At 44.2% G+C, this 24712-nt stretch carries 24 protein-coding genes; 13 read left to right on the forward strand and 11 right to left on the reverse strand.

Annotation, left to right across the window (positions count from 1 at the left end; all coding sequences use genetic code 11):
* The first annotated feature begins 29 nt into the window (after positions 1-29).
* The 6 genes from DYADSP32_RS22815 (at position 30) to DYADSP32_RS22840 (ending at position 6259) form a co-directional block, all read left to right on the forward strand.
* The gene (locus tag DYADSP32_RS22815; RefSeq protein WP_149240602.1) at positions 30-1001 is read left to right on the forward strand and encodes an AAA family ATPase; all 972 of its coding nucleotides are present in this window, start codon (positions 30-32) and stop codon (positions 999-1001) included.
* 179 nt (positions 1002-1180) lie between these two features.
* Positions 1181-2506, forward strand: a complete 1326-nt coding sequence (locus DYADSP32_RS22820) for a DUF58 domain-containing protein (protein ID WP_149240601.1) — start codon at positions 1181-1183, stop codon at positions 2504-2506.
* A 148-nt stretch (positions 2507-2654) separates the two neighbouring features.
* Entirely contained in the window at positions 2655-4001 is a 1347-nt protein-coding gene (locus tag DYADSP32_RS22825) for a neutral/alkaline non-lysosomal ceramidase N-terminal domain-containing protein (protein WP_149240600.1), read from the forward strand.
* 121 nt (positions 4002-4122) lie between these two features.
* The gene (locus DYADSP32_RS22830; protein ID WP_149240599.1) at positions 4123-5205 is read left to right on the forward strand and encodes a Gfo/Idh/MocA family protein; all 1083 of its coding nucleotides are present in this window, start codon (positions 4123-4125) and stop codon (positions 5203-5205) included.
* A gap of 78 nt (positions 5206-5283) precedes the next feature.
* A complete protein-coding gene (locus DYADSP32_RS22835) occupies positions 5284-5829 on the forward strand; it encodes an acyl-CoA thioesterase (RefSeq protein WP_149240598.1) in 546 nt (181 codons plus the stop codon).
* Between the two features lie 10 nt (positions 5830-5839).
* The gene (locus tag DYADSP32_RS22840) at positions 5840-6259 is read left to right on the forward strand and encodes a DUF2141 domain-containing protein (protein WP_414617985.1); all 420 of its coding nucleotides are present in this window, start codon (positions 5840-5842) and stop codon (positions 6257-6259) included.
* Positions 6260-6296: 37 nt separating this feature from the next.
* On the opposite strand, the gene DYADSP32_RS22845 is transcribed toward DYADSP32_RS22840, so the two are convergent.
* Positions 6297-7853: a helicase HerA-like domain-containing protein gene (locus tag DYADSP32_RS22845; protein ID WP_149240596.1), complete on the reverse strand. Its 1557-nt coding sequence runs from the start codon at positions 7851-7853 to the stop codon at positions 6297-6299.
* A gap of 222 nt (positions 7854-8075) precedes the next feature.
* Between DYADSP32_RS22845 and DYADSP32_RS22850 the strand changes: the two genes are divergently transcribed.
* From DYADSP32_RS22850 to DYADSP32_RS22865, 4 genes are all read left to right on the forward strand, one after another.
* Positions 8076-9086, forward strand: coding sequence for an alpha-E domain-containing protein (locus tag DYADSP32_RS22850; protein ID WP_149240595.1), 1011 nt, complete (start codon positions 8076-8078; stop codon positions 9084-9086).
* A 468-nt stretch (positions 9087-9554) separates the two neighbouring features.
* Complete coding sequence (locus DYADSP32_RS22855; protein WP_149240594.1) at positions 9555-10397, forward strand: transglutaminase-like domain-containing protein; 843 nt, start codon at positions 9555-9557, stop codon at positions 10395-10397.
* Between the two features lie 110 nt (positions 10398-10507).
* The gene (gene glmM / locus DYADSP32_RS22860) at positions 10508-11908 is read left to right on the forward strand and encodes a phosphoglucosamine mutase (RefSeq protein WP_149240593.1); all 1401 of its coding nucleotides are present in this window, start codon (positions 10508-10510) and stop codon (positions 11906-11908) included.
* A gap of 5 nt (positions 11909-11913) precedes the next feature.
* A complete protein-coding gene (locus DYADSP32_RS22865; protein WP_149240592.1) occupies positions 11914-13062 on the forward strand; it encodes a cysteine desulfurase family protein in 1149 nt (382 codons plus the stop codon).
* A 41-nt stretch (positions 13063-13103) separates the two neighbouring features.
* Here DYADSP32_RS22865 and hemH read toward each other — a convergent pair whose 3' ends face one another.
* The 10 genes from hemH to DYADSP32_RS22915 all read right to left on the reverse strand — a co-directional run bounded on the left by hemH (position 13104) and on the right by DYADSP32_RS22915 (position 21217).
* Positions 13104-14165, reverse strand: coding sequence for a ferrochelatase (gene hemH / locus DYADSP32_RS22870; protein ID WP_149240591.1), 1062 nt, complete (start codon positions 14163-14165; stop codon positions 13104-13106).
* Between the two features lie 83 nt (positions 14166-14248).
* Positions 14249-15196, reverse strand: a complete 948-nt coding sequence (locus DYADSP32_RS22875) for an N-acetylornithine carbamoyltransferase (RefSeq protein ID WP_149240590.1) — start codon at positions 15194-15196, stop codon at positions 14249-14251.
* 163 nt (positions 15197-15359) lie between these two features.
* The gene (locus DYADSP32_RS22880) at positions 15360-16493 is read right to left on the reverse strand and encodes an aminotransferase class III-fold pyridoxal phosphate-dependent enzyme (protein WP_149240589.1); all 1134 of its coding nucleotides are present in this window, start codon (positions 16491-16493) and stop codon (positions 15360-15362) included.
* A gap of 241 nt (positions 16494-16734) precedes the next feature.
* Entirely contained in the window at positions 16735-17718 is a 984-nt protein-coding gene (argC, locus tag DYADSP32_RS22885; RefSeq protein WP_149240588.1) for an N-acetyl-gamma-glutamyl-phosphate reductase, read from the reverse strand.
* A 1-nt stretch (position 17719) separates the two neighbouring features.
* Positions 17720-18118 carry a type II toxin-antitoxin system tRNA(fMet)-specific endonuclease VapC gene (gene vapC / locus DYADSP32_RS22890; protein WP_149240587.1) on the reverse strand — a complete coding sequence of 133 codons (399 nt, stop codon included), beginning with the start codon at positions 18116-18118 and terminating at the stop codon, positions 17720-17722.
* On the reverse strand, positions 18115-18351 hold the full coding sequence (locus DYADSP32_RS22895; RefSeq protein ID WP_149240586.1) for a DUF2281 domain-containing protein: 237 nt from the start codon (positions 18349-18351) through the stop codon (positions 18115-18117). Before DYADSP32_RS22895 ends, vapC begins: the two co-directional genes overlap by 4 nt.
* Before the next feature lie 48 nt (positions 18352-18399).
* A complete protein-coding gene (gene argG, locus DYADSP32_RS22900; protein ID WP_149240585.1) occupies positions 18400-19599 on the reverse strand; it encodes an argininosuccinate synthase in 1200 nt (399 codons plus the stop codon).
* A 39-nt stretch (positions 19600-19638) separates the two neighbouring features.
* On the reverse strand, positions 19639-20043 hold the full coding sequence (locus DYADSP32_RS22905; protein ID WP_149240584.1) for a transcriptional regulator: 405 nt from the start codon (positions 20041-20043) through the stop codon (positions 19639-19641).
* A 14-nt stretch (positions 20044-20057) separates the two neighbouring features.
* A complete protein-coding gene (locus DYADSP32_RS22910) occupies positions 20058-20354 on the reverse strand; it encodes a type II toxin-antitoxin system HigB family toxin (protein WP_149240583.1) in 297 nt (98 codons plus the stop codon).
* Positions 20355-20506: 152 nt separating this feature from the next.
* Positions 20507-21217 carry a GNAT family N-acetyltransferase gene (locus DYADSP32_RS22915; RefSeq protein WP_149240582.1) on the reverse strand — a complete coding sequence of 237 codons (711 nt, stop codon included), beginning with the start codon at positions 21215-21217 and terminating at the stop codon, positions 20507-20509.
* Between the two features lie 400 nt (positions 21218-21617).
* Here DYADSP32_RS22915 and aat point away from each other — a divergent pair, with 400 nt between their 5' ends.
* The 3 genes from aat (at position 21618) to DYADSP32_RS22930 (ending at position 24629) form a co-directional block, all read left to right on the forward strand.
* Complete coding sequence (gene aat / locus DYADSP32_RS22920; RefSeq protein WP_149240581.1) at positions 21618-22229, forward strand: leucyl/phenylalanyl-tRNA--protein transferase; 612 nt, start codon at positions 21618-21620, stop codon at positions 22227-22229.
* 118 nt (positions 22230-22347) lie between these two features.
* A complete protein-coding gene (gene proB, locus DYADSP32_RS22925; protein ID WP_149240580.1) occupies positions 22348-23379 on the forward strand; it encodes a glutamate 5-kinase in 1032 nt (343 codons plus the stop codon).
* On the forward strand, positions 23379-24629 hold the full coding sequence (locus DYADSP32_RS22930; RefSeq protein ID WP_149240579.1) for a glutamate-5-semialdehyde dehydrogenase: 1251 nt from the start codon (positions 23379-23381) through the stop codon (positions 24627-24629). Before proB ends, DYADSP32_RS22930 begins: the two co-directional genes overlap by 1 nt.
* The last annotated feature ends 83 nt before the right edge of the window (positions 24630-24712 follow it).

Consider the following 24712-nt stretch of genomic DNA (forward strand, 5'->3'; position numbering starts at 1 on the left):
ATCAATTTAAAATATAGCAACCACTTTAAATGGAATTTACAAACAGAGTCGAGCTTACGGACTTGCAGCAGGCAGTCGACAATATTAAAAGGGAAATAGGCTCAGTTGTTGTTGGTCAGCAACTTACCATTGAATATATACTCGCGGCTTTACTGGCAGATGGCCATATTTTACTGGAAGGTGTGCCGGGGGTAGCTAAGACACTTCTGGCTAAAGTACTGGCTAAAACCATTGATGTGGACTTTGGTCGTATCCAATTTACTCCGGACCTGATGCCGACTGATGTGCTGGGAACGTCTTTATACAATGCTAAAAACACAGACTTTGAATTCAAAAGAGGGCCGGTATTTGCCAATATTGTTTTGGTCGATGAAGTGAACAGAGCTCCTGCCAAAACGCAGTCAGCGCTTTTCGAAGTGATGGAAGAGCGGCAGGTGACCGTGGATGGTACCACATACCCCATGTCAGAACCATTTTTAATTATTGCCACGCAAAATCCTGTTGAGCATGAGGGAACTTACCGCCTGCCTGAAGCGCAATTGGATCGGTTTATTTTTAAGTTGCATGTAGGTTATCCATCCGCAACGGATGAAATGGGAATTCTGAAAGGGCATCACGAGCGTGTCAACCTGGGCGAGGCTATAAGCCAGTTAAAGTCGGTAATTAATGCGGAGCAACTGGCCGCCCTGAAAGATAAAGTTCGTTCAGTACACGTGGAAGAGAAATTGATGGAGTATATTGTTTCGGCGGTAGCAACTACCCGTGTTCATCCGGCACTTTTTCTGGGAGCTTCACCGAGGGCTTCAGTGGCATTGCTGAACAGCTGTAAAGCCCTGGCCGCATTGAGAGGCCGTGATTTTATCACGCCTGATGATGTGCAGGAGCTTGCATATCCTGTGCTGAGGCACCGTATCATTCTCACTCCCGAACGCGAAATGGAAGGTGCGACGCCCGATGACATCATTAAGCTCATACTCGAAAAAACAGAGGTTCCTCGCTAAGCCGGGAAGAGAAGTTGCTTTCGTTTCGTGCCAGATTGTAAAAGTATCATGAATGGCTACCCGCCGCGCGGTTGCATTGTAATCGTATTGAATTGTTGATCAGCAGCTATTTAGAGTAAAAATGCCACCCGTTTTGACAGTATAACAATTTAGCAATTTAACATTAGTAGTAGGTTCTAATGATGCGGTCACTTTTTTTGTCAAATAATTTCTGGATCGTCGGGTGTGTACTCGTTGCAGGATTTGTTATTGCTTACATATTTCCCCCTTTGCTGCCTGTTTGGAATCTGCTGCTGGTGCTGGCAGTACTTTTGGTGCTGGCGGACATTTTTGTGTTGTTCAGGGTCAAAAGAGGGTTTTTTGCAAGAAGAAGTTCCCCCGAAAGACTGTCAAACGGCGATGACAATGCGATAACAATCTTTCTTGAAAATCGGTATGCATTTGGCGCCAAAGTGGAAGTAATTGATGAAATTCCACATCAGTTTCAACGCAGGGATGTTTTGTTTAAGGCACATATGGAGGCCAGCTCAGCGCAGCAGATCACTTACCATCTGCGTCCTGTAAGTCGTGGGGTGTATGCGTTTGGGCAAGTGAACGTATTTGTGTTAACCCCATTAAGGCTGGTGAAACGACGCTATCGTTTTGAAGAAAAAAACGAGGTTGCGGTTTATCCTTCGTTTTTACAGATGCGCCAATACGCCTTATTGGCAGTGGCGAATCGGCTGAGCGAAGTAGGTATTCGGAAGATCAGGCGCGTGGGGCATTCCATGGAGTTTGATCAGGTGCGGAATTACGTCCCCGGCGACGACCGCCGATCAGTGAACTGGAAGGCTACCGCGAGGAAAGGAGATATAATGGTAAATGCCTATGAGGATGAAAAGCAGCAATCTGTGTACTGTTTGATTGATAAGGGCAGGGTCATGCAATCCCCCTTTGAAGGCCTCACCCTTTTGGATTATGCAATCAACGCGTCCCTGGTCATGAGCAATATTGCCATTATAAAACAAGACAAGGCCGGACTGATCACTTTTTCGGATACCATGGGGCAGATTGTACAGGCCGACAGGAGAAATGGGCACATGCAACGACTGCTGGAAGTGTTGTACCGACAAAAGACGCGTTTTATGGAAACGGATTTTGAGAGGTTGTGCATCGCTGTAAAAAGTCAGGTGCGGCAGAGAAGTTTACTGCTGCTGTTTACGAACTTTGAAACGGTCGAAGGAATGCAGCGCCAGTTACCCTATTTGCGCAGGCTGGCAAAAGATCACCTTTTAGTAGTGATCCTTTTCGAAAATACCGAAACAAAACAGCTGTTGGATGCGCCTGCGGAGTCATTAGAGCAGGTTTATCTCAAAACAATTGCACAGAGGTTCTACTATGAAAAAAAGCGGATCACCAACGAACTCCGGCAATTTGGTATTCAAACCATTCTTACGCCCCCACAGCAACTTTCTGCAAATACCATTAACAAGTATCTTGAACTGAAGGCCAGAGCTGCAATTTAAGGGGTGTTTATAGAGAGTGTTCCTGGATCAATTAAATTTCTGACGGTTATTAATCCCAATTCTGAGGGTAACGGCAACATGAGATTTTCAACACTTCTTACTTTCCTTTTGTATCTTTCCAAGCGCCAACGTAACCCATCGATCCCCCATGAAATTTTTTAGAATCTTTTTGAAAGTTATTGGATTGTTTTTCCTGCTCCTTGTGATTATTGTGGCCACTATGGTGACCACAATGGATAAGACCCCTTACAAGGATATGGCCTATTTTAAGGAGTGGAAGACGCTGATTGGAAATGTCAGGATAGATAGCACCATCACTTCAGATAGCTTAAAGGTCGGATGGGCAAAAGTAAATATTACGCCATCCGCTCCGACACCCATGGCTGGATATGGCAACAGGCGAGGGAAACTCTTTGTGAGCATTCATGATTCGGTGTATGTACGTGCCATGGTGATTGAGAAGGGCGGAGTTCAGGCAGCAATTATCGCAGCCGATCTGTTGATCATTCCACCAACTGTAACCACTATTCTTCGTCAAAAGCTTACAGCAAGTCAAATACCTTTTGATCAGGTGTTTTTCGGTGCAACACATAGCCACAATAGTGTAGGCGGGTGGGGAACGGGGATTTCCGGATTGTTCTTTTCGGGTAAATACGATCCGGCCACTGTGGACCGGCTTGCTGATGCAATTATTCAGGCCATAGTGCTCGCTAAAAAACAGTTGGCACCCGCAAAAATCATGTACCTGGAATCCTTAGACTCCTTAAATATCAGAAACAGGCTCGTGGGTGAGGAAGGTGGCATAGATGCGGAGGTAAGATCTGTCGCTTTTGTGAAAAACAATGGTGAGAAGGCCATTTTAAGTTCATACGCCGCACATTCAACGATTATTGATTCACGGAATATGAAGCTGTCCCGCGATTATCCCGGTGTGTTGGTAGATTCACTTGAGCGAAGCTATAATTTTGCTATGTTTCTTGCAGGCGCTGTGGGTAGCATGGGGCCAGTGGAAAAGGGAACTGACGATTTTGACCAGATGACAAACCAGGCTTTGGGGGTTCAGCAAGCCATTTTTGCTTCGGACACCTTGGAAGCGCCAGGGGAGCCAATTGTCCGGGCTATTACAATTCCGTTGCCACTCAGAGAGCCGTCGCCCAGACTTACCATGGACATTGTACTTCGTTCCTGGGCGTTCAAAAAGGCATTTGGAGACTATCCGGTTTTCGTGAAGGCCCTAAGAATTGGGAATATTTTGATGGTAGGAATGCCTTGTGACTTCTCCGGGGAGCTGGTGGGCGGGTTGGATGCTTACGCCAAAACCAAGGGACTTAACTTGATGGTAACCAGTTTCAACGGGGGCTACATTGGCTATATAACCCATGATAAATACTTCGATCGCGATGCTTATGAGACCAAAACAATGAGTTGGTACGGACCCTACAATGGCGCTTATATGCAGGAGGTAATTAAAGATATTATTGACAAGTTATCGTAAAAGCTTTGGATGGTAGACTTTTAGTGATTGGCTATAAAAGGATAATGGGTGTCCCGGAGTTCATTGCTTCCAACGGCCTGCTAATGGAGTAATGTAATAAATTCATTCAATCAATCTCCTTATGAAAATCAGGCTTGCGCTATTTTTTATATTCATGGCTACCCAAATATTTGCCCAGAAACCAGTTAGGCTGGCAGTAGCCGGGTTGAGCCATGGCCATGTAGGCTGGGCTTTTAACCGCTCAGCCAAAACAGATGCTGAACTGGTCGGAGTCTATGAAAGGAATCCCGAACTGGTGAATCGTTTTGTAGAAAAATATAAGCTGGACAGGAGGATCTTTTTTAGCGATTTGAATAAAATGCTGGATGAGGTAAAGCCGGATGCGGTCTCCGCATTTGGTCCTATCAATGAACACATTACGGTTGTTAGAGCATGTGCACCCCGAAAAATTCATGTGATGGTGGAAAAGCCTCTGGCCACAACTTTTACCGACGCGCAGGAGATCCAGTCTCTTGCTACTAAGCATAACATACACGTGCTGACCAATTTTGAAACGTCATGGTATGCTAGTAATCAGTATGTCAATACTTTGGTTGAAACCGGGCAGCTGGGCGATATTCGAAAAGTGATGGTCAATGACGGGCATGAAGGGCCGAAGGAAATCGGTACAGGGAAAGAGTTCTTCTCCTTTCTTACGGATCCGGTTCAGAATGGAGCCGGTGCACTTACAGACTTTGGGTGTTATGGGGCCAATCTGATGACCTGGCTTGTGAAGGGACAGAAACCACTTTCCGTTACAGCAGTCACGCATCAGAATAAGCCGGAAATTTACCCCAGGGTTGACGACGAGGCAACCATTATTTTGCAATACCCCAAAGCGCAGTGCATCATACAGGCATCGTGGAACTGGTCCTTTTCAAGGAAGGATATGGAGGTCTACGGTAACAAAGGCTATGCCATCGCAGTAAACGCAACAACGGTTCGTCAGCGGCTTACGGCAAATACACCTGAGGAGACCTTAAAAATTGACCCGCGTCCTGCCCCCTTTACCGATCCATTTTCCGTTTTGGCCGACGTGGTACAGGGGCGCTTGAAATTGGATAAGCATGATATGTACGGCTTACCGGTCAATGTGACCGTGGTGGAGATTTTGGAAGCCGCCAAAAAATCTGCCCAATCGGGAAAGACCGTGTTGCTTCACTAGGTCCAAAATGGACTTTGATTCCAAGTCGGGAAGTTGCAGAATTGAGGCCATAAATTAGCTAACCAAAAATAGAACCTGATGGATCCACGTCCTGTAAGTTATTCACAAACCACCCTTACCGAATTGATGATTCCGTCTTACGCCAATTTTGGCGGTAAGATACATGGTGGGATTCTATTGTCTCTTATTGATAAAGTTGCGTATGCCTGTGCTTCCAGGCATGCAGCCACTTATTGCGTAACGGTATCCGTTGATGCAGTGGATTTTCTTAAGCCGGTAGAGGTGGGTGATCTTGTTTCCTTACTGGCTTCGGTCAATTATGTTGGACGCACGTCATTGGTGATAGGCATCAGGGTGATCGCTGAGAATGTCCGAAACGGAATTCAACGCCATACCAATACATCCTATGTAACGATGGTCGCAAAAGGGGATGATGATCTTCCTGCGGTGGTACCTCCGTTGCTGCTGGAGAACGTGGAAGATGCGAGAAGGTTTCTGGAAGCAATGAAAAGAAAAGAACTGAAGGAGACTTACAGGGACGCGTTTGATAATGCAAAAAACAGAATGGAGGTCAATGAAAATCTTGAAAAACTTGCCCAGCAGCGATGCGTATTGGGTTATTAAAATCCAAAGTATGAAATCATTGATTTTGCCCATGCTTTCTTTATTGCTGTCTGGTTATCAGCAGCCAGCAGCGACTTTGAAAATTGAAATTACAAACGTGAAAAGTGGACACGGTAAACTTTGGTTTGCAGTCTTCAGGCCCGGGGAGAAGTTTGGTGAAGGCCAACCCAGTATTTATAAAATATTGGAAGTGAAATCTACTGCAAACCACGCTGCAACATTCCAATTGGCACCTGGACAATATGCCCTGGCCGTCTATCACGATCTGAACAAAAATGATCTTCTGGATAAGAATTTCATCGGTATTCCCAAAGAGCCTTACGGATTCAGCAATAACTTTCGTCCAAAATTCTCTCCTCCAAAGTTTGAGGATTGTGCATTTGAACTTACTGCAAGTGGCAAGCAAATTTCTGTAAAATTAACCAATTAGAGAGAAGGGTGGCCAGAAACCCTTCTCTCCACCGTATTCAGAACCCAAAGAGACCGCCACTTTTCTTACGGGTTGTCGTCGTTTTTTTACCAAACAGCATACCAAAAACGCCTCGCACAACTTCTCTGCCTATTTGTTTGGCAAGGGGGGAGGTAAGCATTTCGGTTATCATTCCTTTTTCCTCTTTCTGTTGTTTGGCCTGAATCACTTCCTCTTTGGCGCTTGCTTCAATCCTGGCCTGGTCATCCATGCGCTTCGTAAGTAATTCATAAGCACTTTCGGGATCAATCGGATCCTTGTACTTCAAATATACGTCTGAACTTGTCACATGATTTTCGTAGTCAGCCTGGGTCATAGGTCCCATGATTGAATTGGGAGGCAGTAAATGCGTTGCCGCAACCTCAGTGGGTATACCCTTTTCGTTCAAAACAGTTATCAGTGCTTGTCCGATACCCAATGTAGTAAGTATCTGGTCGATTGCGTAATAGTCCGATCTCGGGTAGGTTTTTACCGTTTGTTTCAATGCATCTGCATCCTGCGGTGTAAAGGCGCGTAATACATGCTGCACACGGTTGCCCAGCTGTCCAAGTACGGAAACCGGGATGTCCTGTGCCATTTGCGTACAGAAAAATATTCCCACGCCTTTGGATCTGATCAAACGAATCACCTGTTCTATCTGATCAAGGAAAGCCCTTGGCGCATCTTTGAATAGCAAGTGTGCTTCATCAAGAAAGAAAACGAGCTTTGGCTTGTCCAGATCTCCTGCTTCGGGAAGTTTCTGATAAAGCTCAGCCAGAATACTGAGCATAAATGTGGAGAACAAGGCGGGCTTGTCCTGGACGTCAGAAACATTTAACAGGCTTATAACACCCTGGCCGTCCACGCGATTAATCAGATCGGTAATGTCGAAAGATTTCTCACCAAAAATGGTACCTATACCCTGTTGCTCTAAGGCAACAATTTTACGTAGTATGGTGCCTGCTGTTGAACTTGAAATGCTGCCATAATCCGATTTGATCTCTGCCGCGCCCGGGCCGTCGGAAAGATAAGCCAATACCTTTTTAAGGTCATTCAGATCCACCATCGGAAGATCTTTGTCGTCGGCATATTTAAACAGTATCGCTAAAACGCCCGATTGGGTGTCATTTAATTCAAATATTTTTGAGAGCAGTATGGGGCCGAATTCCAGGATTGTTGCCCGCATTTGAGCTCCCTTCTTCCCGCTGAGCGAATAGAGCTCTACCGGATAGCCGGTGGGTTGAAAACTCGTTCCTAAGATCTGAGAGCGTTCTTCGAGTGCCGGGTTGGTCTTTCCGGCCTGTCCTATGCCTGATAAGTCTCCTTTGATGTCCGACATAAAAACAGGGACTCCGGCTGCAGAAAGCTGCTCGGCCAGCACCTGCAGGGTCCTCGTTTTACCCGATCCGGTGGCGCCGGCAACCAAGCCGTGGCGATTCATCATTTTCAGAGGCAGATTCACTTTAGCCTCAGTAATAATTTCTCCTTCCAGAATAGCCGAGCCCAGGTGGATGGCAGGTTGGCTGGTTTGATAGGATTTTTGGATTGCCGCTATAAAGGAGTCTCTTTTTGACACAGAAATAAAAGGTTATTGTTAATGATCAGGTAATTTATCAAATTTAAATGTTTTCAAAAGATTCTGTGCAATTACAGCACATTATCAGGATAATAATACTCTTTTGAGAAGAATTGTTATTTTTCGTAGTTTCTTGTAATTGCAAAATATTATTAGGTATTTTGGAGAGTTCACTATGTAATTATTTTGATAAAATTTACAAAATCACAATATCAGCCGCTTATGCTTAGTCGTGTTGCCAATTCAATTTACTGGATGAATCGTTATATAGAACGGGTTGAAAACTACTCCCGTTTTGTTGGTGTGAATTTTAATCTTGCTTTGGATTTACCTCCTGATGTAGATGAACAGTGGGAGCCGCTTCTGATCGCTACCGCCGACAATTTTTTATTTTCCAAATATTATGAAAAGGCTACGAAGGAAGATGTTATTCACTTTATGACCTTTGATAAACGTAATCCCAATTCGATCATTAGTTGTCTTTACGAGGCGCGTGAAAATGCCCGTACAATCAGAGAGACCATTTCAAAGGAGATGTGGGAGAGTATTAATACCTTCTATTTATCAATTCGTGAAACCAATCCTGACGATTTCAGGAACATGGATCACATGCAGTCCTACTTTACGGATATCCGTAAAAGTTGCCAGCAGTTTCATGGGGTAGTGGACGCCTCTATTACCCGCAACGAGGCTTGGCATTTTGGCAGGCTGGGTCGTCACATTGAGCGTGCCGACAAATGTTCGCGGTTTCTGGATGTAAAATATTTTACGTTGTTACAGGACAGCGGCACCTCAGGTTCCACTTTGGATCTGATGATGTGGACAGCTGTCTTGAAATCCGTCAGTGCTTACAATATGTACAGGCAAACGCATCGGGCGCTTACGCCAATGAATATCGTTGCATTTTTGATACTTGATAAGTTGTTTCCGAGATCAATCGCGTATTGTGTGCGCCAGGCGGAACTATCGCTTTACGCTATAGCAGGCTCAATTCCTGAAAGAGGTTATGTAAATCAGGCGGAAAAGCTGATTAGCAGGATGCGAAGCGAGATGGAGTTTGCGGATGTAGAAGATGTCTTCAAGATGGGACTTCATGAATATCTGGATCAGTTCCAAACAAAAAACAATGAAGTGGATAACGCGATATTTGACATGTATTTTGGTTTAGAGCAGCCCCAGGTGCAGTCCATGGGGCAAACCTTGGGCCGATCTCAGGGACAATGGATGAACTGATGAAACCTTTATCGCTTCATGGCTGGGCAAATTTTAGCGCTACGCATACCTGGCATTCAATTTGTTTGCTATTGTAGGCAGGCAGTTGGGATACAATGATGAATACTGGCTATTTTTATTATATCCTGAGAGGAATTGGTTAGAGATGGTTGCCATTCAGGATCGTGAGAAATTGGGGCAATAGCATGCCTTAGTTATATCGAAGTCTGTGCTTTGGCCTGTTCATGCTGGAAGCTTTAATGGTAGGGTTTTTGTGTTTTGACTCCGCAGGCGTATGTGCAAACGGTGTGGATTATCCGATCGATGTAGTGAATTACGAAAACGATGCTGTCATGATTTCAGGGCATCGTAACGAAAATCACGATTTGTATTACGTGGCAATACAAGGGAGTGCACATTAAACAACTCGGTTCAAAAACCTTCAATTGAATGGATGAGCCTTATATTTTCCAAAATTGAAGAAACTTCATGAATTTAAAAGTACATCACACGCTGACATACAACTATAATTTCCCAATCGTTCTTGATCCGCATACGCTATATCTTTATCCCAGGCCTTATCCTCATCAGAGAGTACTGGGATATTCTCTTTACATAGATCCGCAACCTTCGAAGGTTGTTCAAAATGTAGATGCGGAAGGCAATGCTCAGCAGGTCGCTTACTTTTTTAATGGCCCGGTCAACAGGCTGGTGGTGGATGCTATAATCACGGTAAGTTCAGACCCTGTGAATGTCTTCGACTTTGTTCTCTTCCCATTTTCCACAAAAAACTTTCCCTTTCTATACGAGGATAGAATTTATAAATATTTGATTCCCTACCTGAACAGGGGCGATGTGACCGCACACGTGGAACAATTTGCCCGGAAGCTGGCTGGCGAAGTTAATTGGGCCACCGTTCCCTTTCTGGTTCAGTTGAGTAGATACATCAGTGAGCATTTCAGCTACCAGCATAGGGAATTTGGAAGGGCATATCCTCCCGACGACACGCTTCGAGACCGGGCCGGCTCGTGCAGAGACTACGCCCGGCTATTTATTAGTGCTTGTCGGAGCCTGGGCATTGCAGCCCGATTTGTCAGTGGTTATTTATACGGCAATCCCCTTCAGGCGCATGAGCTTCACGCATGGGCAGAGGTTTATTTACCTGGTGCTGGCTGGCGTGGTTTTGATCCTACGGAAGGAAAAGCAATCGTAAATAACCATATCAGTATGGGAGCCTCTGCTGATTTTGATCAGTTGGCGCCGGTGATGGGCACATTCAGAGGGGGCGCATACAGTTCTCTTAACACGCAGGTAAACATTGAGATAGTGTAGAATTTGTTTATGACCAGTTAATCAATAAGTTGATTTTTGTAAAAGAAAACCCTTAAGAGAGGTGGAAATTTAGTATTTTTGCAGCCAAATAAACATAGGAATTCAAGATCGTGACGTTAATAAAATCTATATCCGGGATCAGAGGAATTGTTGGGGGGAAATCCGGCGAGGCACTGACTCCGATTGATGTTGTCAAGTTTTCAGCAGCATATGGTACATGGCTGCGACGTAATAATACCCAAAATTTAAAAGTTGTCATTGGCCGTGATGCTCGTTTGTCGGGAGAAATGGTTAGCAGGCTGGTGGCAGCCACTCTGCAAGGTGTGGGTCTGCATGTGATTGACCTTGGGTTATCCACAACGCCAACCGTGGAAATGGCGGTAGTAGCTGAAAATGCAGGAGGTGGAATTATTCTCACTGCCAGCCATAACCCGATTCAATGGAATGCGCTGAAATTGTTAAATCATGAAGGGGAGTTTATTTCTGAGGAAGAAGGAGCGGAAGTGCTTAGAATCGCTGATGAAGAGGATTTTATTTTCGTTGATGTAAAAAAGCTGGGCAGTTATCAGACAGACGATTCCTGGTTGCAGAAGCATATTGATCTCGTACTTGCTTTACCGCTCGTTGATGTGGAAGCCATAAAGGCTGCGAACTTCAAAATAGTGGTCGACGCTGTTAATTCCACGGGGGGGATTGCAGTTCCCATGTTATTGGAGGCTTTGGGCGTTACAGCCAAAAATATCAAGAAATTGAATTGTGAGCCTACTGGTAACTTCGCTCACAATCCTGAGCCACTTCCTGAGCATTTAAGAGAAATAATTAAAGAACTTAAGGACGGTTCGTATAACCTGGGGATTGTTGTTGATCCGGATGTGGATCGTCTTGCTTTGATTTGTGAGGATGGCACTCCATTCGGGGAAGAGTACACGCTTGTTGCCGTTGCGGACTATGTATTAAAAAATACCCCGGGTAATACGGTTTCGAACCTGTCGTCCACGGCTGCCTTAAAAGATGTAACCTTAAAAGCAGGAGGTAGGTATTTTGCGTCCGCAGTTGGAGAAGTGAATGTAGTGACGATGATGAAGGAGCAAAATGCCGTCATAGGTGGTGAGGGAAATGGAGGTGTTATTTATCCTGAAAGCCATTACGGCAGGGATGCTCTGGTCGGAATCGCGTTGTTTCTGACCCATCTTGCCAAATTTGGTAAGACTGTTTCCGTTTTGCGGAGGTCGTATCCATCTTATTATATATCAAAAAACAAAATAGAATTGACGCCGGATATCAATGTGGATAATATCCTGAAACGTATCCAGACTAAATATTCCAAGCAGCCTTTGAGTACCATTGACGGTGTACGTATAGAATTTGATCGGGAATGGGTTCATTTACGTCGGTCCAATACGGAGCCAATCATTCGTATTTACTCCGAATCGGAGACACAGACTACGGCTACCAATCTTGCCAATAAGATAATCTCTGATATTAAGGAGATCATTTCAGAACCCAAGTAATAAAGATGAAGGTATATCTGGACAATGCTGCCACGACACGGTTGGACCCCGAAGTGTTGGAAGTCATGTTACCCGTTATGGCTGAGCATTATGGCAATCCATCGTCCATTCATTCCAATGGCCGGGCGGCACGTTCGCTGATTGAGAGGGCGAGAAAAAGTATTGCCGGTATTCTTAATGCTGCTCCGGCAGAGATTTTTTTTACTTCAGGAGGTACCGAGGCTGATAATACGGCCATCCGTTCCAGTATTGAAACGCTTGGGCTCACACATGCCATAACTTCCCGTATAGAGCATCATGCGGTCTTACATACGCTGGAACATCTTCACAAAACAGGCCGGGTTGCGCTCAGTTATGTAAGTCTCGATACTGAGGGTGCTGTTGATCTTGAAGACCTCGAAAAACTGCTGGCAGAAAACCCCCGTTCTCTTGTGTCTCTAATGCATGGTAATAATGAAATTGGAAACTTATTGGACCTGGATGCTGCGGGGGACATATGTAAAAAGTACAATGCGGTCTTTCATTGTGATACCGTTCAGACCATGGGACATTACCGACATGATCTTCAGACTATAAAAGCGGATTTTGTAGTGGGTTCTGCACATAAGTTTCACGGCCCCAAAGGGGTGGGGCTGTTGTATGTACGCCCTGGAGTGAAAATTCACCCCTTTATGCACGGAGGAGCTCAGGAGCGAAATATGCGCGGAGGTACCGAAAACGTTTACGGGATTGTGGGTCTTGCAAAGGCACTCGAGATCGCTTACTCCAATATGGATGCTCATCGTACCCATATCGAGCGACTAAAAAACAGAATGATCACCCGATTGAGCGAAAGCATTGAAGGGGTTCATTTTAATGGCCGTTCTGGCCAGATGGATCATAGCCTATACACAGTTTTAAATGTCAGCCTTCCTCCATCGGATATCAGTGATATGTTGCTGTTTAATCTCGATATCGCAGGGATATCTGTGTCGGGTGGGAGCGCCTGCTCAAGTGGTACGGATATAGGGTCTCACGTTCTGAATGAGCTTCAGGTGGATCCGGAGCGAGCAAACGTTCGGTTTTCTTTCGGGAAACTGAACACTTCTGAGGAAGTGGACTATGCTGTAAACACACTAGCACAGTTATACCGGAGAGAGTCGGTAAGTTATTAAAAAAGAGAAGCCAACTGTTTGCTGGCTTCTCCTGGTTTACTTTAGGCCTTTTTAACCAGATCTTCCAAAGTTTCGATCCAGATATCACTGTCGTTCAGGCTCTCGACAAGCTGCCAGTGCTCACCTCCTTCTTTTTCAAAGATTTCTTTATATTCTTCACCCACTTCAATGGTTGTTTCCAGGCAGTCGGCTACAAATGCCGGGGAGAATGCCAAAACGGATTTTACTCCTTTTTTGGCTAGTTCCGGAATAAGCTCATCCGTATAAGGTTTAATCCATGGCGTTTTGCCAAGACGTGATTGAAATGCAACCGTGTATTTTCCTTCGGGAATACCCATGCCTTTTACAAACAATCTTGTGGTTTCGTAACACTGCGCACGGTAACAATGCTGATTTTGCGTAGTCAGGGTGTCACAGCATGTTCCAAAGCTACACACATTGGCCACATCTCCTTTTGTAATCTGTCTTTCCGGAATTCCGTGGTAGCTAAATACAAAATGGTCGTATTCGCGCGTAGCCATGTATTTCTTGCCAAGATTGACGAATCCTTCTACAAATTTGGGATGGTCCAGAAAGCGGTTGATAAACTTGATTTCCGGCAACACTTCCCAATCTTTCACCACTTCCATCACTTTCTTATACACAGAGCCCGTTGAGGCCGATGCGTACTGCGGGAAAAAAGGAACAACGATGATTTCCGAAAGACACTCTTTTCTTAGTTCCGTCAATCCTTTTTCAATACTTGGATTTTGATAACGCATGGCCAGTTTGACCACATAGTTGTCACCCAGTACTTTTTGTAATTTCTCTTCCACGGAGTAGCCGTAAATTTTAAGCGGCGAGCCCTCGGGCGTCCATAGTTCTTTGTAAATCTTGGCTGATTTCGGAGCACGGAACGGAGCGATGATCAGGTTGATCAGTAGCCAGCGGTTCAGATAGGGTATATCGATAACCCGCTCATCCATTAAAAATTCTCGGAGGTATTTTCTTACATCAGGAACCGACGGACTGTCTGGGGTGCCCAGGTTTACAATCAGAACCCCGGTTTTTTTAATCTGTTTTTCCGCTGAGTGGGAGGCGTTGGTCAACAATTCGGTATGCATTAACAGTAATATTTAATTCATCGTGAGGAACTATAATATGGTAACGGCCGATAAAGTGTTAAAAGTTCGGCATGTTGCGATTGTCACATTCCTATTAATATTTCCCGAAGTGCAGCCTGAGCCGACCATTCCCGGTTGGCAGCCTGTTCTATCACGAGTGAGCGGGGCCCATCCAGCACTTCGTCCGCTACTTTCATGTTCCTTCTTAGTGGTAGGCAGTGCATAAACTTTCCGTTGTCTGTAAGGCTCATTTTGGCCTCCGTGATCATCCAGGAAGGATCACTTGTCAGCACCTTCCCATAGTCCGAGTACGACGACCAGTTTTTGCCATACACGAAATCTGCACCTTCCATTGCTTTTTCCTGATCATAGATAACCTGTCCCTTGCCGACGAATTCCGGGGCAAGATCGTAGCCTTCCGGATGGGTTATGACTAGTTCTACGTCCATCGGATTCATCCATTCACAGAATGAGTTGGCCACAGCCTGAGGCAACGCTTTAAAGTGAGGTAGCCAGGTCAAAACAACCTTTGGGCGCTCCTTTACTCTGAACTCTTCAATGGTAATACAGTCGGCAAGCGACTGCAATGGGTGTCGGGTAGCAGATTCCAGATTCACAATCGGTACTTCTGAATACTTTTTGAATTGCTCAAAAACAATTTCCTGATAATCCTTCTCGCGATCCTGTAGGCCCGCAAAGGAGCGTATCCCAATGATATCACAATATCGACCAATCACAGCAGCCGCTTCCTTCACATGCTCTGCTTTGTCACCATTCATGATCACACCTTCTTCCATTTCGAGGCCCCAACCATCTTGTCCGACGTTCATCATGATGACGTTCAGGCCAAGATTCTGCGCCGCTTTCTGTGTACTGAGCCGCGTGCGTAAGCTGGAATTAAAAAATAAAAGTCCGATTGTTTTATTCTTACCCAATTCAGCATCTCCAAAAGGATTTCGCTTGGAGATGATTCCGCTGGTGATGAGCTGATTAAGATCTGTTACGTCGTTAATGGATAGAAAGTGTTTCATCAATATTGTGGTGTGTTACCGCGGAGTTTATAAATTTAAAAGATGGGTCTTCCAGATATGAAATTAATAAATGTTTACCAATTTACGCCTTAGCGTTTCTTGGCTATCTTCCTTTCAATTGGGCTTAAAGCTTATTGAAAGGAAGATTGTCAAAAAACAATGTTTAAACCAAATTTGGAACCTCGGCGCGTAGTGCTTCCAGAAAGGCATCTGCCTCTTCTTTGCCCAATGCCAGTGAAGGCAATAGACGGATTGTACTTGCACCTGCCACACCGGTAAACATCTTGTGTTCAAACAGTAATTTGTTTCTAAGATCTTTTACCGGGAAGTCGTATTCAATTCCGATCATCAGGCCACGTCCACGCAGCTCTTTGTATCCACCTATCTCTTCAATTCCTTTCAGGAGATAGTTGCCAATTTCGGTAGCATTATCCAGCAGATTTTCATCTTTCATGATGTCCAGCACCGCTATTCCGGCGGCACATGCCATGTGATTTCCACCAAAAGTAGTCCCCAGCAATCCATAGCTTGCTTTGAACTTTGGTGAAATCAGGACACCGCCTATGGGAAATCCATTACCCATACCTTTGGCCAGGGTCATCAGATCAGGATGTATTCCGCTAAACTGGTGTGAGAAAAATTTGCCGGTTCTCCCATATCCGCATTGCACACTATCCAATATTAAAATCGCGCCGGTTTCATCGCATTTTTTACGTAATGCCTGTAAAAACGCATCGGAACTTACCTGAATCCCGCCAACCCCTTGTATACCTTCTACAATGACTGCGCAAACTTCGTCGTTTATTCCGTCTTCCAATGCATCTATATCATTGAATGGTAGGAAGGTGACGTGTTTGTTGTAATTGACCGGAGCCACAATGGATGGATTGTCTGTGACAGCCACAGCACCAGCGGTACGGCCGTGGAATGCCTTTGTGAAAGCTACAACTTTGGAACGTCCGGTGTGAAATGATGCAAGTTTCAAGGCATTTTCGTTTGCCTCTGCTCCCGAATTCACAAGGAAAAGTTTATAGTCAGGATAGCCCGAAAGGTCTCCAAGCTTCTCGGCCAGTTCTTCCTGCAACGATATTTTAACCGAATTGGAGTAAAAGTTGATGGCATGGAGTTGCTTACTCAGCATTTCAACGTAATACGGATGGCAGTGACCCACAGAAATTACAGCATGACCGCCATAAAGATCCAGGTATTTTGTGCCATTTGAATCCCATAAATAGCTGCCTTCGGCTTTTACAGGCTCAATATCGTAAAGTGGGTATACATCAAATAAATGTGACATGGTGGTATTGTTTGTATCATATGATTTCCAAACTATCGATCCGTCGGAAATGTTTTTGATTTAAAGTTTTACTGGTAACTGAAATGAGAGAGCCGTTGCTCCTACAAAAATATCCCGAAATTCTATGAATAAGTTTTGCCTTCGTTGCGTCTCGCTCCGTTGATTAATTGACTGAATTAAATCATTCATAATCTGTGAATTTTAAAATCTCACTCCTTCAATCGCTCTGTTTAAACTAAAATCAGAATGAGGGTGCTTTTAACCTTAATCCTGCATCTTCGGGTAACCCGAACGCTAAATTCAAATTCTGAACGGCCTGTCCGGAAGCACCTTTTGTCAGGTTATCAATGATGCTCGAAATTAACAGCTGACCGTCGTGCACTTCCAGATGAATAAGGCATTTATTTGTATTCACTACCTGTTTCAGGTCAATAGGCGCATCACTTACGTGCGTAAAGGGATGAGACGAATAGTAGTTTTTATACAGCTCATTTGCATCTTCCAATGTACCTGAAAACGGTGTATACACATTTGCCATGATTCCACGAGTGAAGTCGCCACGATAGGGAATAAAATGAACGGCTTTGTCAAAATCAACCTGTAATTTTTTCAGACTCATTTTGATTTCAGTCAAATGCTGATGCGTAAAGGCCTTATATATCGACAAATTGTTGTTTCTCCATGAAAAATGGGTTGTGGCGCTCAGTGCCTGGCCGGCGCCTGTACTGCCCGTAACGGCACTTACATGTACATCTTCTTTCAGCAAACCCGCGCTAGCCAATGGCAAAATGGCCAGTTCGATACTGGTTGCAAAACATCCCGGATTGGCAATTTTGGTCGCCTTCCTGATCTCTTCTTTTTGAAGTTCCGGTAATCCATACGTGAAGCCATTGGTTTCATCACGAAAATCAGTACTCAGATCAATGATTTTTAACGAATCGGGCAGATTGTATTCGCCGAGGAACTTCTTTGATTCTCCATGACCGGAGCAGAGGAAAATGGCATGTAAGTCCTTTTGATTCAGCAATGTCTGAATATCTTCCCCTGAAAATAGCAGGTCTGTGTCACCCAACAAATCGGTATGTGTGGAATAAACCGGTTTACCCACCTGACTTTTGCTATGAGCAAAGGCAACCTTCAAATGAGGGTGGTTAATTACAATTCTGAGTAGCTCTCCACCCGTATATCCCGCTGCACCTATTATTCCAATATTGATCTTTTGCATTCTATATCCAATTTTCAATTTTCAGCCCATTCACTCTTTCAAATTCTCTCATATTATTGGTAACCAGCGTGAGATTAAGGCTGAGTGCGTGGGCAGCTATAAGTAAGTCATTCGCACCAATTATTGTTCCTTTACTTTCCAGATCTTCGCGTATCAACGCGTAGAACGCTGCGGCTTTGCTATCGAAATCGATAATAGTAATTGGTGACAGAAAAGCTTCCAAAGCAGTTTTGTTTCTGATCTTATGTTGGCTTTTAGCAACACCGAACCAAAGTTCAGCGGCTACTATGGAAGAAATGGAAATCTCATTTAAGGTAATTGAACGAAATTTGTTTAATACCTCAATAGGTCTTTCTCTAATGATGTAGGAAACAATATTGGTATCGAGTAGATATTTCATTCAAAAACATTTTCAGACTTATCTAACGGGGGTTGAATTCGATCTTTCATATAATCATCAGAAAAAGTAGCCAAATTCTGCCACCACTGGTTCAAGCTTTTTTCCCGTAAATCCTCCCTTTTCCTATTTTTGATGACAATAAATTCCATATAGTCATATACTTCCTGAAGCAAGTCAGGAGGTAATTCCAACGCTTTCTGTTGAATTTGATTTTGAAGCTCTGTTATTGTCATGATCAAAATCTTTAGAATTCATTAATACCCAACACTAACAATTATCCCTTACTCATTAGATTCGCTCACCTTTTGATAAATCATTACCTGGTTAGAAGCTACTTTTGAGAAACCACGTACGTCGTCACCGGTCCAGGCATTGTTCATTTCACCGTAGCTGCCAAACTTGGAAGACATGAGATCAAAAGGTGACTCGATTCCTTCCACATAAAAACGGTATGGAGCAAGATGAACGTGCACTTGTCCGGTAACGTGAGACTGCGTATCCGTAAGGAATGCCTCAATGTTGCGCATCACAGGTTCAACAAACTGACCCTTGTGAAGTAAACTACCGTACCAGTTGGATAGCTGTTCTTTCCAGTAAAGTTGCTGTTCACTCAAAACATGTTTTTCCAGAGTATGGTGCGCTTTAATGATGATCAGTGGCGCAGCAGCTTCAAATCCAACGCGTCCCTTAATGCCGATGATGGTATCGCCCACATGAATATCACGGCCAATGCCGAAAGGCTGTGCAATAGCGGCCAGCTTCTGAATAGCCTCAACGGGATTCTCGAATTTTTCACCGGCAACGCCTTTCAGTTCACCTTCTACAAAATCCAAAGTAATTCTTTCTGGTTCTGTTTTAGAAACCTGTGTTGGCCAGGCCGATTCAGGAAGATATTGCTCCGATGTAAGCGTTTCTTTCCCCCCGACGGATGTTCCCCAAAGCCCTTTATTAATACTGTATGCGGCTTTGGCCCACTCGCGACCAACGCCTTTTTTAGTCAGATATTCAATTTCAGCCTCACGTGAAAGTTTCAAATCCCGGATAGGGGTGATAATTTCTGCTTCCGGAATGATGATCCTGAACGCCATATCGAAACGAACCTGATCATTTCCAGCTCCTGTACTTCCATGGGCAATGGCTGTCGCGCCAATTTCTTTTGCATATTCAGCAACCGCAACAGCCTGGAAAACGCGTTCTGCACTCACTGAAAGCGGGTAGGTGTTGTTTTTAAGTACATTCCCAAAAATCAGATATTTAATACAATCATTATAGTAATCTGCTGTTTTGGAAATGGTAGCGTGGTTTTTTACACCTAATGAATAAGCGTTTGCTTCAATTGTTTTAAGATCTTCCTCCGAAAAACCGCCGGTGTCAACCAACACAGAATGAACTTCGTAGCCTTTGTCTTCGGCTAAATATTTTACACAAAACGAGGTATCCAATCCTCCACTAAACGCTAATACTACTTTTGGCTGTGACATTATGTTTATTATATGATTCTTATTCTATTGAAATACTAACTAATTAACCGTGAGAAGTGTGTCAACCGGTATACCAAGGTTTTTATTGAGCTCCCGTATCATTCTGATAGTCAAGTTTCTTTTTTTATTGAGCACTTCCGATACCCGGTTCTCACCTCCAAAATAAGGAGCCACATCTTTTCGACTCAAATGAAGCTGCCCCATTCTTTCTTTAATAGCTTCAATGGGATCCGGTTTGGGAATCGGGAAGTTTTTCTTCTCATAATCAATCGCTAAAACAGTGATTGCTTCCAGAATATCAAGAGCCCTTCGCCTCTCTTTCGGGTCTTCTAATAAATCAGCATCAACCAATGCATCAATAACTTCGCTTACTTCTTCAAAATCAGCTTTGCTGGTAATCGGTTTTATTACGATTTCATCCAAATTTATTGCAAGTGTTTTCATATGCTTTGAATGAGTTAAATGTTTTTGATGTCTTCAATTTTGTCATAAGCGGCATGCGTGCCCAGAAACCTTACGAACACAAACTGCCTTTCATATTCAAACTTAGCTACCAGTCGGTATTTATTATGAGTTATATTAAAAACAATTCTCCCGTTTCCAACAGTATCAGCATTTTTAAAAAACTTAATAACTTCATTAGGACTGTTGAAGCTAGTCTTCTCTAGTGTATCATACCAGAACTCCAAAGCAGATCTTGCATCGGGCGTTTTATCCCAAAAATCTCTGAGTGTTGCTTTGGTAAAAATTCTCATCGTATATGCAAAAGTACCTAAGTATTCCCGAAATGGGAAGATCTAATTTGCTTAATATCACGATAACAAAAAAATACCTCGCATCGGGCTGTTCGGGCGGCCGGGCGAGGTATTTAAAAGATAATAATAATCTGTAAATGAATGCCAGTACATTAATGTACAAGCACGGCCCCCGCGTTTTTCTTTCTGGCGCGTTCTTCCCTTCGCAATAAGATGCGCTGTTTGATACGCATCCAACGCTCATACAGGCTGGACTCTTTAAGAAAATCCCAGGTGTCCTTTTCGGGTTGGGTCTCTGTTTTTTTATGTTCTTCCGGATTGTACATCATACCTGTGCACAGGCAATGCTTTCTGCCGGTACGGGTAAGCACGTCGTAATTTACACAGCTTGCACAGCCTTTCCAGAATGCGTCGTCAGCCGGCAATTCGCTGAACGTGACTGGTTCGTAGCCGAGATCCGAATTGATTTTCATCACCGGAAGGCTGGTGGTGATGCCAATTATTTTGGCGTCAGGATATTTCTTACGTGAAAGTTCAAAAGCTTTTTGTTTAATCGCCTTGGCCATTCCGCTGTTTCTGAAATCAGGATGTACGATAAGGCCTGAATTGGCCACAAATTTTCCGTGTTCCCATGTTTCAATATAGCAAAAGCCTACCCATTCGCCACTATCGGTGGTAGCAATGATCGCTTTCCCTTCAACCATTTTTTCCATGATATATACAGGAGAACGCTTTGCAATGCCTGTCCCACGTTTTTTGGCACTCTCTTCCATTTCTGCGCAAATTGTTTCGGCATAATGGAGGTGATTTTCATTGGCAGTTTGTACAAGAAACTTACTGCCCACTACTTCGGTATTTTTCATTGATGGCTTTACTGACGAAAAAATGTTCGAAACAAAAAAACTGATTCCCAGAAAACTACGATGGGACGTTTCAAAAATTTAATAAACTGGCGGGGATAAAAGTTTTACCACGTAGGCAAAATAGAGTTAGACGGTCCTGGGGGACCTAAACCGGAAAGGTGTAGTATGAAGAACAGTATTTAGTCCGTTGCTATTCATTGACTTTGTTGGTCGTCTAAGAGGATGCAAATCTTGCAAAAATAATTAGTACTCCAAAGAAACAGCAGATATATTTTTATCGTTCGTTTTCCTCAAATAATTTTAGATTACCTGAGGTGATAGATGGATATGAGAATACGAAGATGGTTTGAAGGGCGATATTGTTATTATTATTTACTTTTGAACGTTCAAAAATTGTCCAATGCTCGATATCACCGCCGAAGACCTGCTCAATGCATACATCAATGGGATCTTTCCTATGGCAGAATCGGATGGTACTCTTTACTGGTATTCTCCTGATCCGAGAGCCGTAATTCCTATTGACACGTACAGGCCATCAAGATCTCTCCGCCCGGTTATAAACAAAAAGGTGTTTGAGATACGTGTAAACCGTGACTTTGAAGCCGTGATGCGGGGTTGCGCCGCACCACGCTCCGGAGAAGATGGAACCTGGATTTCGGAGGAGATTATCAAGGCGTATACCGAGCTTCATCAAATTGGTTATGCGCATAGCGTGGAAGCGTATCGTGAGGGGCACCTTGTGGGCGGCCTTTATGGTGTGTCTATCAGTGGTGCCTTTTTTGGTGAATCCATGTTTTCGATCGAAAGTAATGCGTCGAAAGTCGCATTTCATTATCTGATACTCATCCTGCGGCAAAACGGTTTTAAGCTGCTGGATACGCAATTCATAAATGATAACGTACGCCGATATGGTGCGATTGAAATTCCCAGGGATGCGTATTTGTCATTGTTGAGAGATGCATTGAAAGTGAAAAACGGTGATCCCGGAAGTCTTTGGTCCAGATTTGGCTGAATGAAAAAAGCCATTTGTAGTGGATGAAATCGGCCATTTTCATTTAAATCCGTTAATTTTGGCGCAAATTAATTAAGCGGTCTGTAAAAAAAGCCGCAGTTGCCTAGCGATCATTCCAGTGTCAAAGCCAATTCTTGTTATAAAGTTCGGAACCGCCTCCATTACTTTACCCACCGGCGAGCCCGATGTCAGGATCATTTCAGAAATTGCCAGGCAGGTGTCTGAGATTCATCCAAGCTACCGGATCATTATTGTTTCTTCAGGGGCCGTGGGTGCCGGGAAGTCCTATATCCAGGATTATAAGGGAACCATGACGCAGCGGAAGGCCGCTGCCTCGGTGGGTAATCCACTGCTCGTTGGGCTTTACGCAAGTTATTTTGCACCCAACAACATCTTCATAGCCCAGAGCCTTTGTGAAAGACAGCATTTTGCAAATCGCAACAAGTTTTTACAACTGAAAGAAACCTTTGAAGAGCTATGGGTCAACAACATCATTCCGATTGTCAACGAAAATGATGTTGTAAGTGATCGTGAGCTGAAATTCTCCGATAATGACGAACTCGCAACCTTGCTTGCGGTTGGTTTTGGAGCCCAGTCTCTGATGTTTTGTACCTCGGTGGGCGGGCTACTGGACGAGCATGGGAATATTTTAAGGAACGTTACGAATGTAAACGAGGTTTTCAAATTTGTACGTACCGATAAATCTTTTCTAGGATTGGGAGGGATGGCTTCCAAGCTTACATTTGCCAAACTGGCAGCACGTATGGCGATTCGGGTAGTAATTTTTGGAATGAATCAGCAGAATGAGTTGCTCAGGGCACTGGCCGGAGAAGCAGGAACGGTTATCGGAGCCGGGAAAAGCACATTGTCTGCCCGAAACCGGTGGTTGGGTAGTGGAGGTTTGGTATCTGGCAGGCTTCAGATTGACCTGGGTGCTACGCGTGCCTTGCAAAAAAGAAAAAGTCTTTTGGCTGTTGGGGTTTTGGAGGTTAACGGTGAATTTGAAGCTGGGGAAATTATTGAAATATATGCCCCCAATGATGAAATGGTAGCTGTGGCCCGAGCGCGCGAAACATCACGTGCTATAAAGGAAAATTTAAAAACTTTGAATTTTGAAGTGGCTCACGCCAATGATATTGTTTTATTATAATGGAATCTATCTTACCGCTTTTAAAGGCTACGCAGGATGCCGCCGTTGGTGTACGTAAACTTACAGATCAGCAACGGGCCGACTTGTTACTCGCGCTTGCCGAAAAGGTGCTGAATCATACCGATCGGATCATTGCAGCGAATGAAAAAGATCTTGTCCTGATGGATGATAACGATCCCAAGAAGGATCGTTTACTATTGAACGAGGCAAGGATTAAAGGCCTTGCGCAAAGTTTACGAGAAGTAGCGGCATTGCCGGATCCAACTGGTGAAGTATTATTAGAAAGGACCATCGAGCAAGGACTTTTACTCAAAAAAATAGCGGTGCCGCTTGGGGTAGTGGGGGTAATATATGAGTCGCGCCCCAATGTGACTTTGGATGTTGCCTCGCTTTGTTTACGTTCTGGGAATGCATGTGTTCTTAAAGGAGGTAAAGAGGCCCATTTCTCGAATACGTATCTTGTAAACCTCATTCATGAGAGTCTGGCGGAAGCCGGTATTGACAAAGGAGCCGTTACGTTACTCCCCACTGGGCGCGAGTTTGTTCACGAGTTGCTGACCGCCACGAAATATGTGGATATAATTATTCCCCGGGGCTCGGAAGGGCTGATCAAATTCGTACGTGAAAATTCCCTTGTGCCTACCATTGAAACCGGTGCCGGGGTTTGTCATACTTATGTAGAAAAAACCGGTGATCTGGACAAGGCTGCGGCCATCGTAGTCAATGCCAAGGTTTCACGGCCCTCGGTATGTAATTCTTTGGATACTGTGCTGGTGGATAGAGCGGTTGCAGAGATATTCCTTCCCAAGTTGAAGGACGAATTTATAAAATGGAATGTCGAGGTATTTGCAGACGAAACATCTTTTGAAGTGTTTCATACTATCGGCTATCCATTTTTGCAAAAAGCGGAGCCGGAGGACTTTGGTAGAGAATTCCTGGATTACAAATGTTCTGTGAAAGTGGTAGATGGGTTGGACGAAGCATTGGAACATATCAGAACTTACTCTTCCCGTCATTCTGAGGCGATTATATCATCCAATCCAGTGATGATAGAGCGCTTCTTGAATGAGGTTGATGCAGCAGCTGTTTATGCCAATGCATCGACTCGCTTTACCGACGGAGGGGTGTTTGCCTTAGGTGCTGAAATTGGTATTTCTACTCAAAAGCTGCATGCCCGGGGTCCATTTGCCTTAGAAAAGCTGGTGACCGAAAAGTGGGTAGTCCGTGGAAACGGTCAGGTGAGATGGTGATAATCCTTTTACCTGATCAATGATTAGTGATCTCAATGGGGGGAAGTCCTAGCTGGTACTTCTCCCTTTTTTTATACCTTTGC

It is taken from the genome of Dyadobacter sp. 32 (assembly GCF_902506755.1).
GTDB lineage: Bacteria > Bacteroidota > Bacteroidia > Cytophagales > Spirosomataceae > Dyadobacter.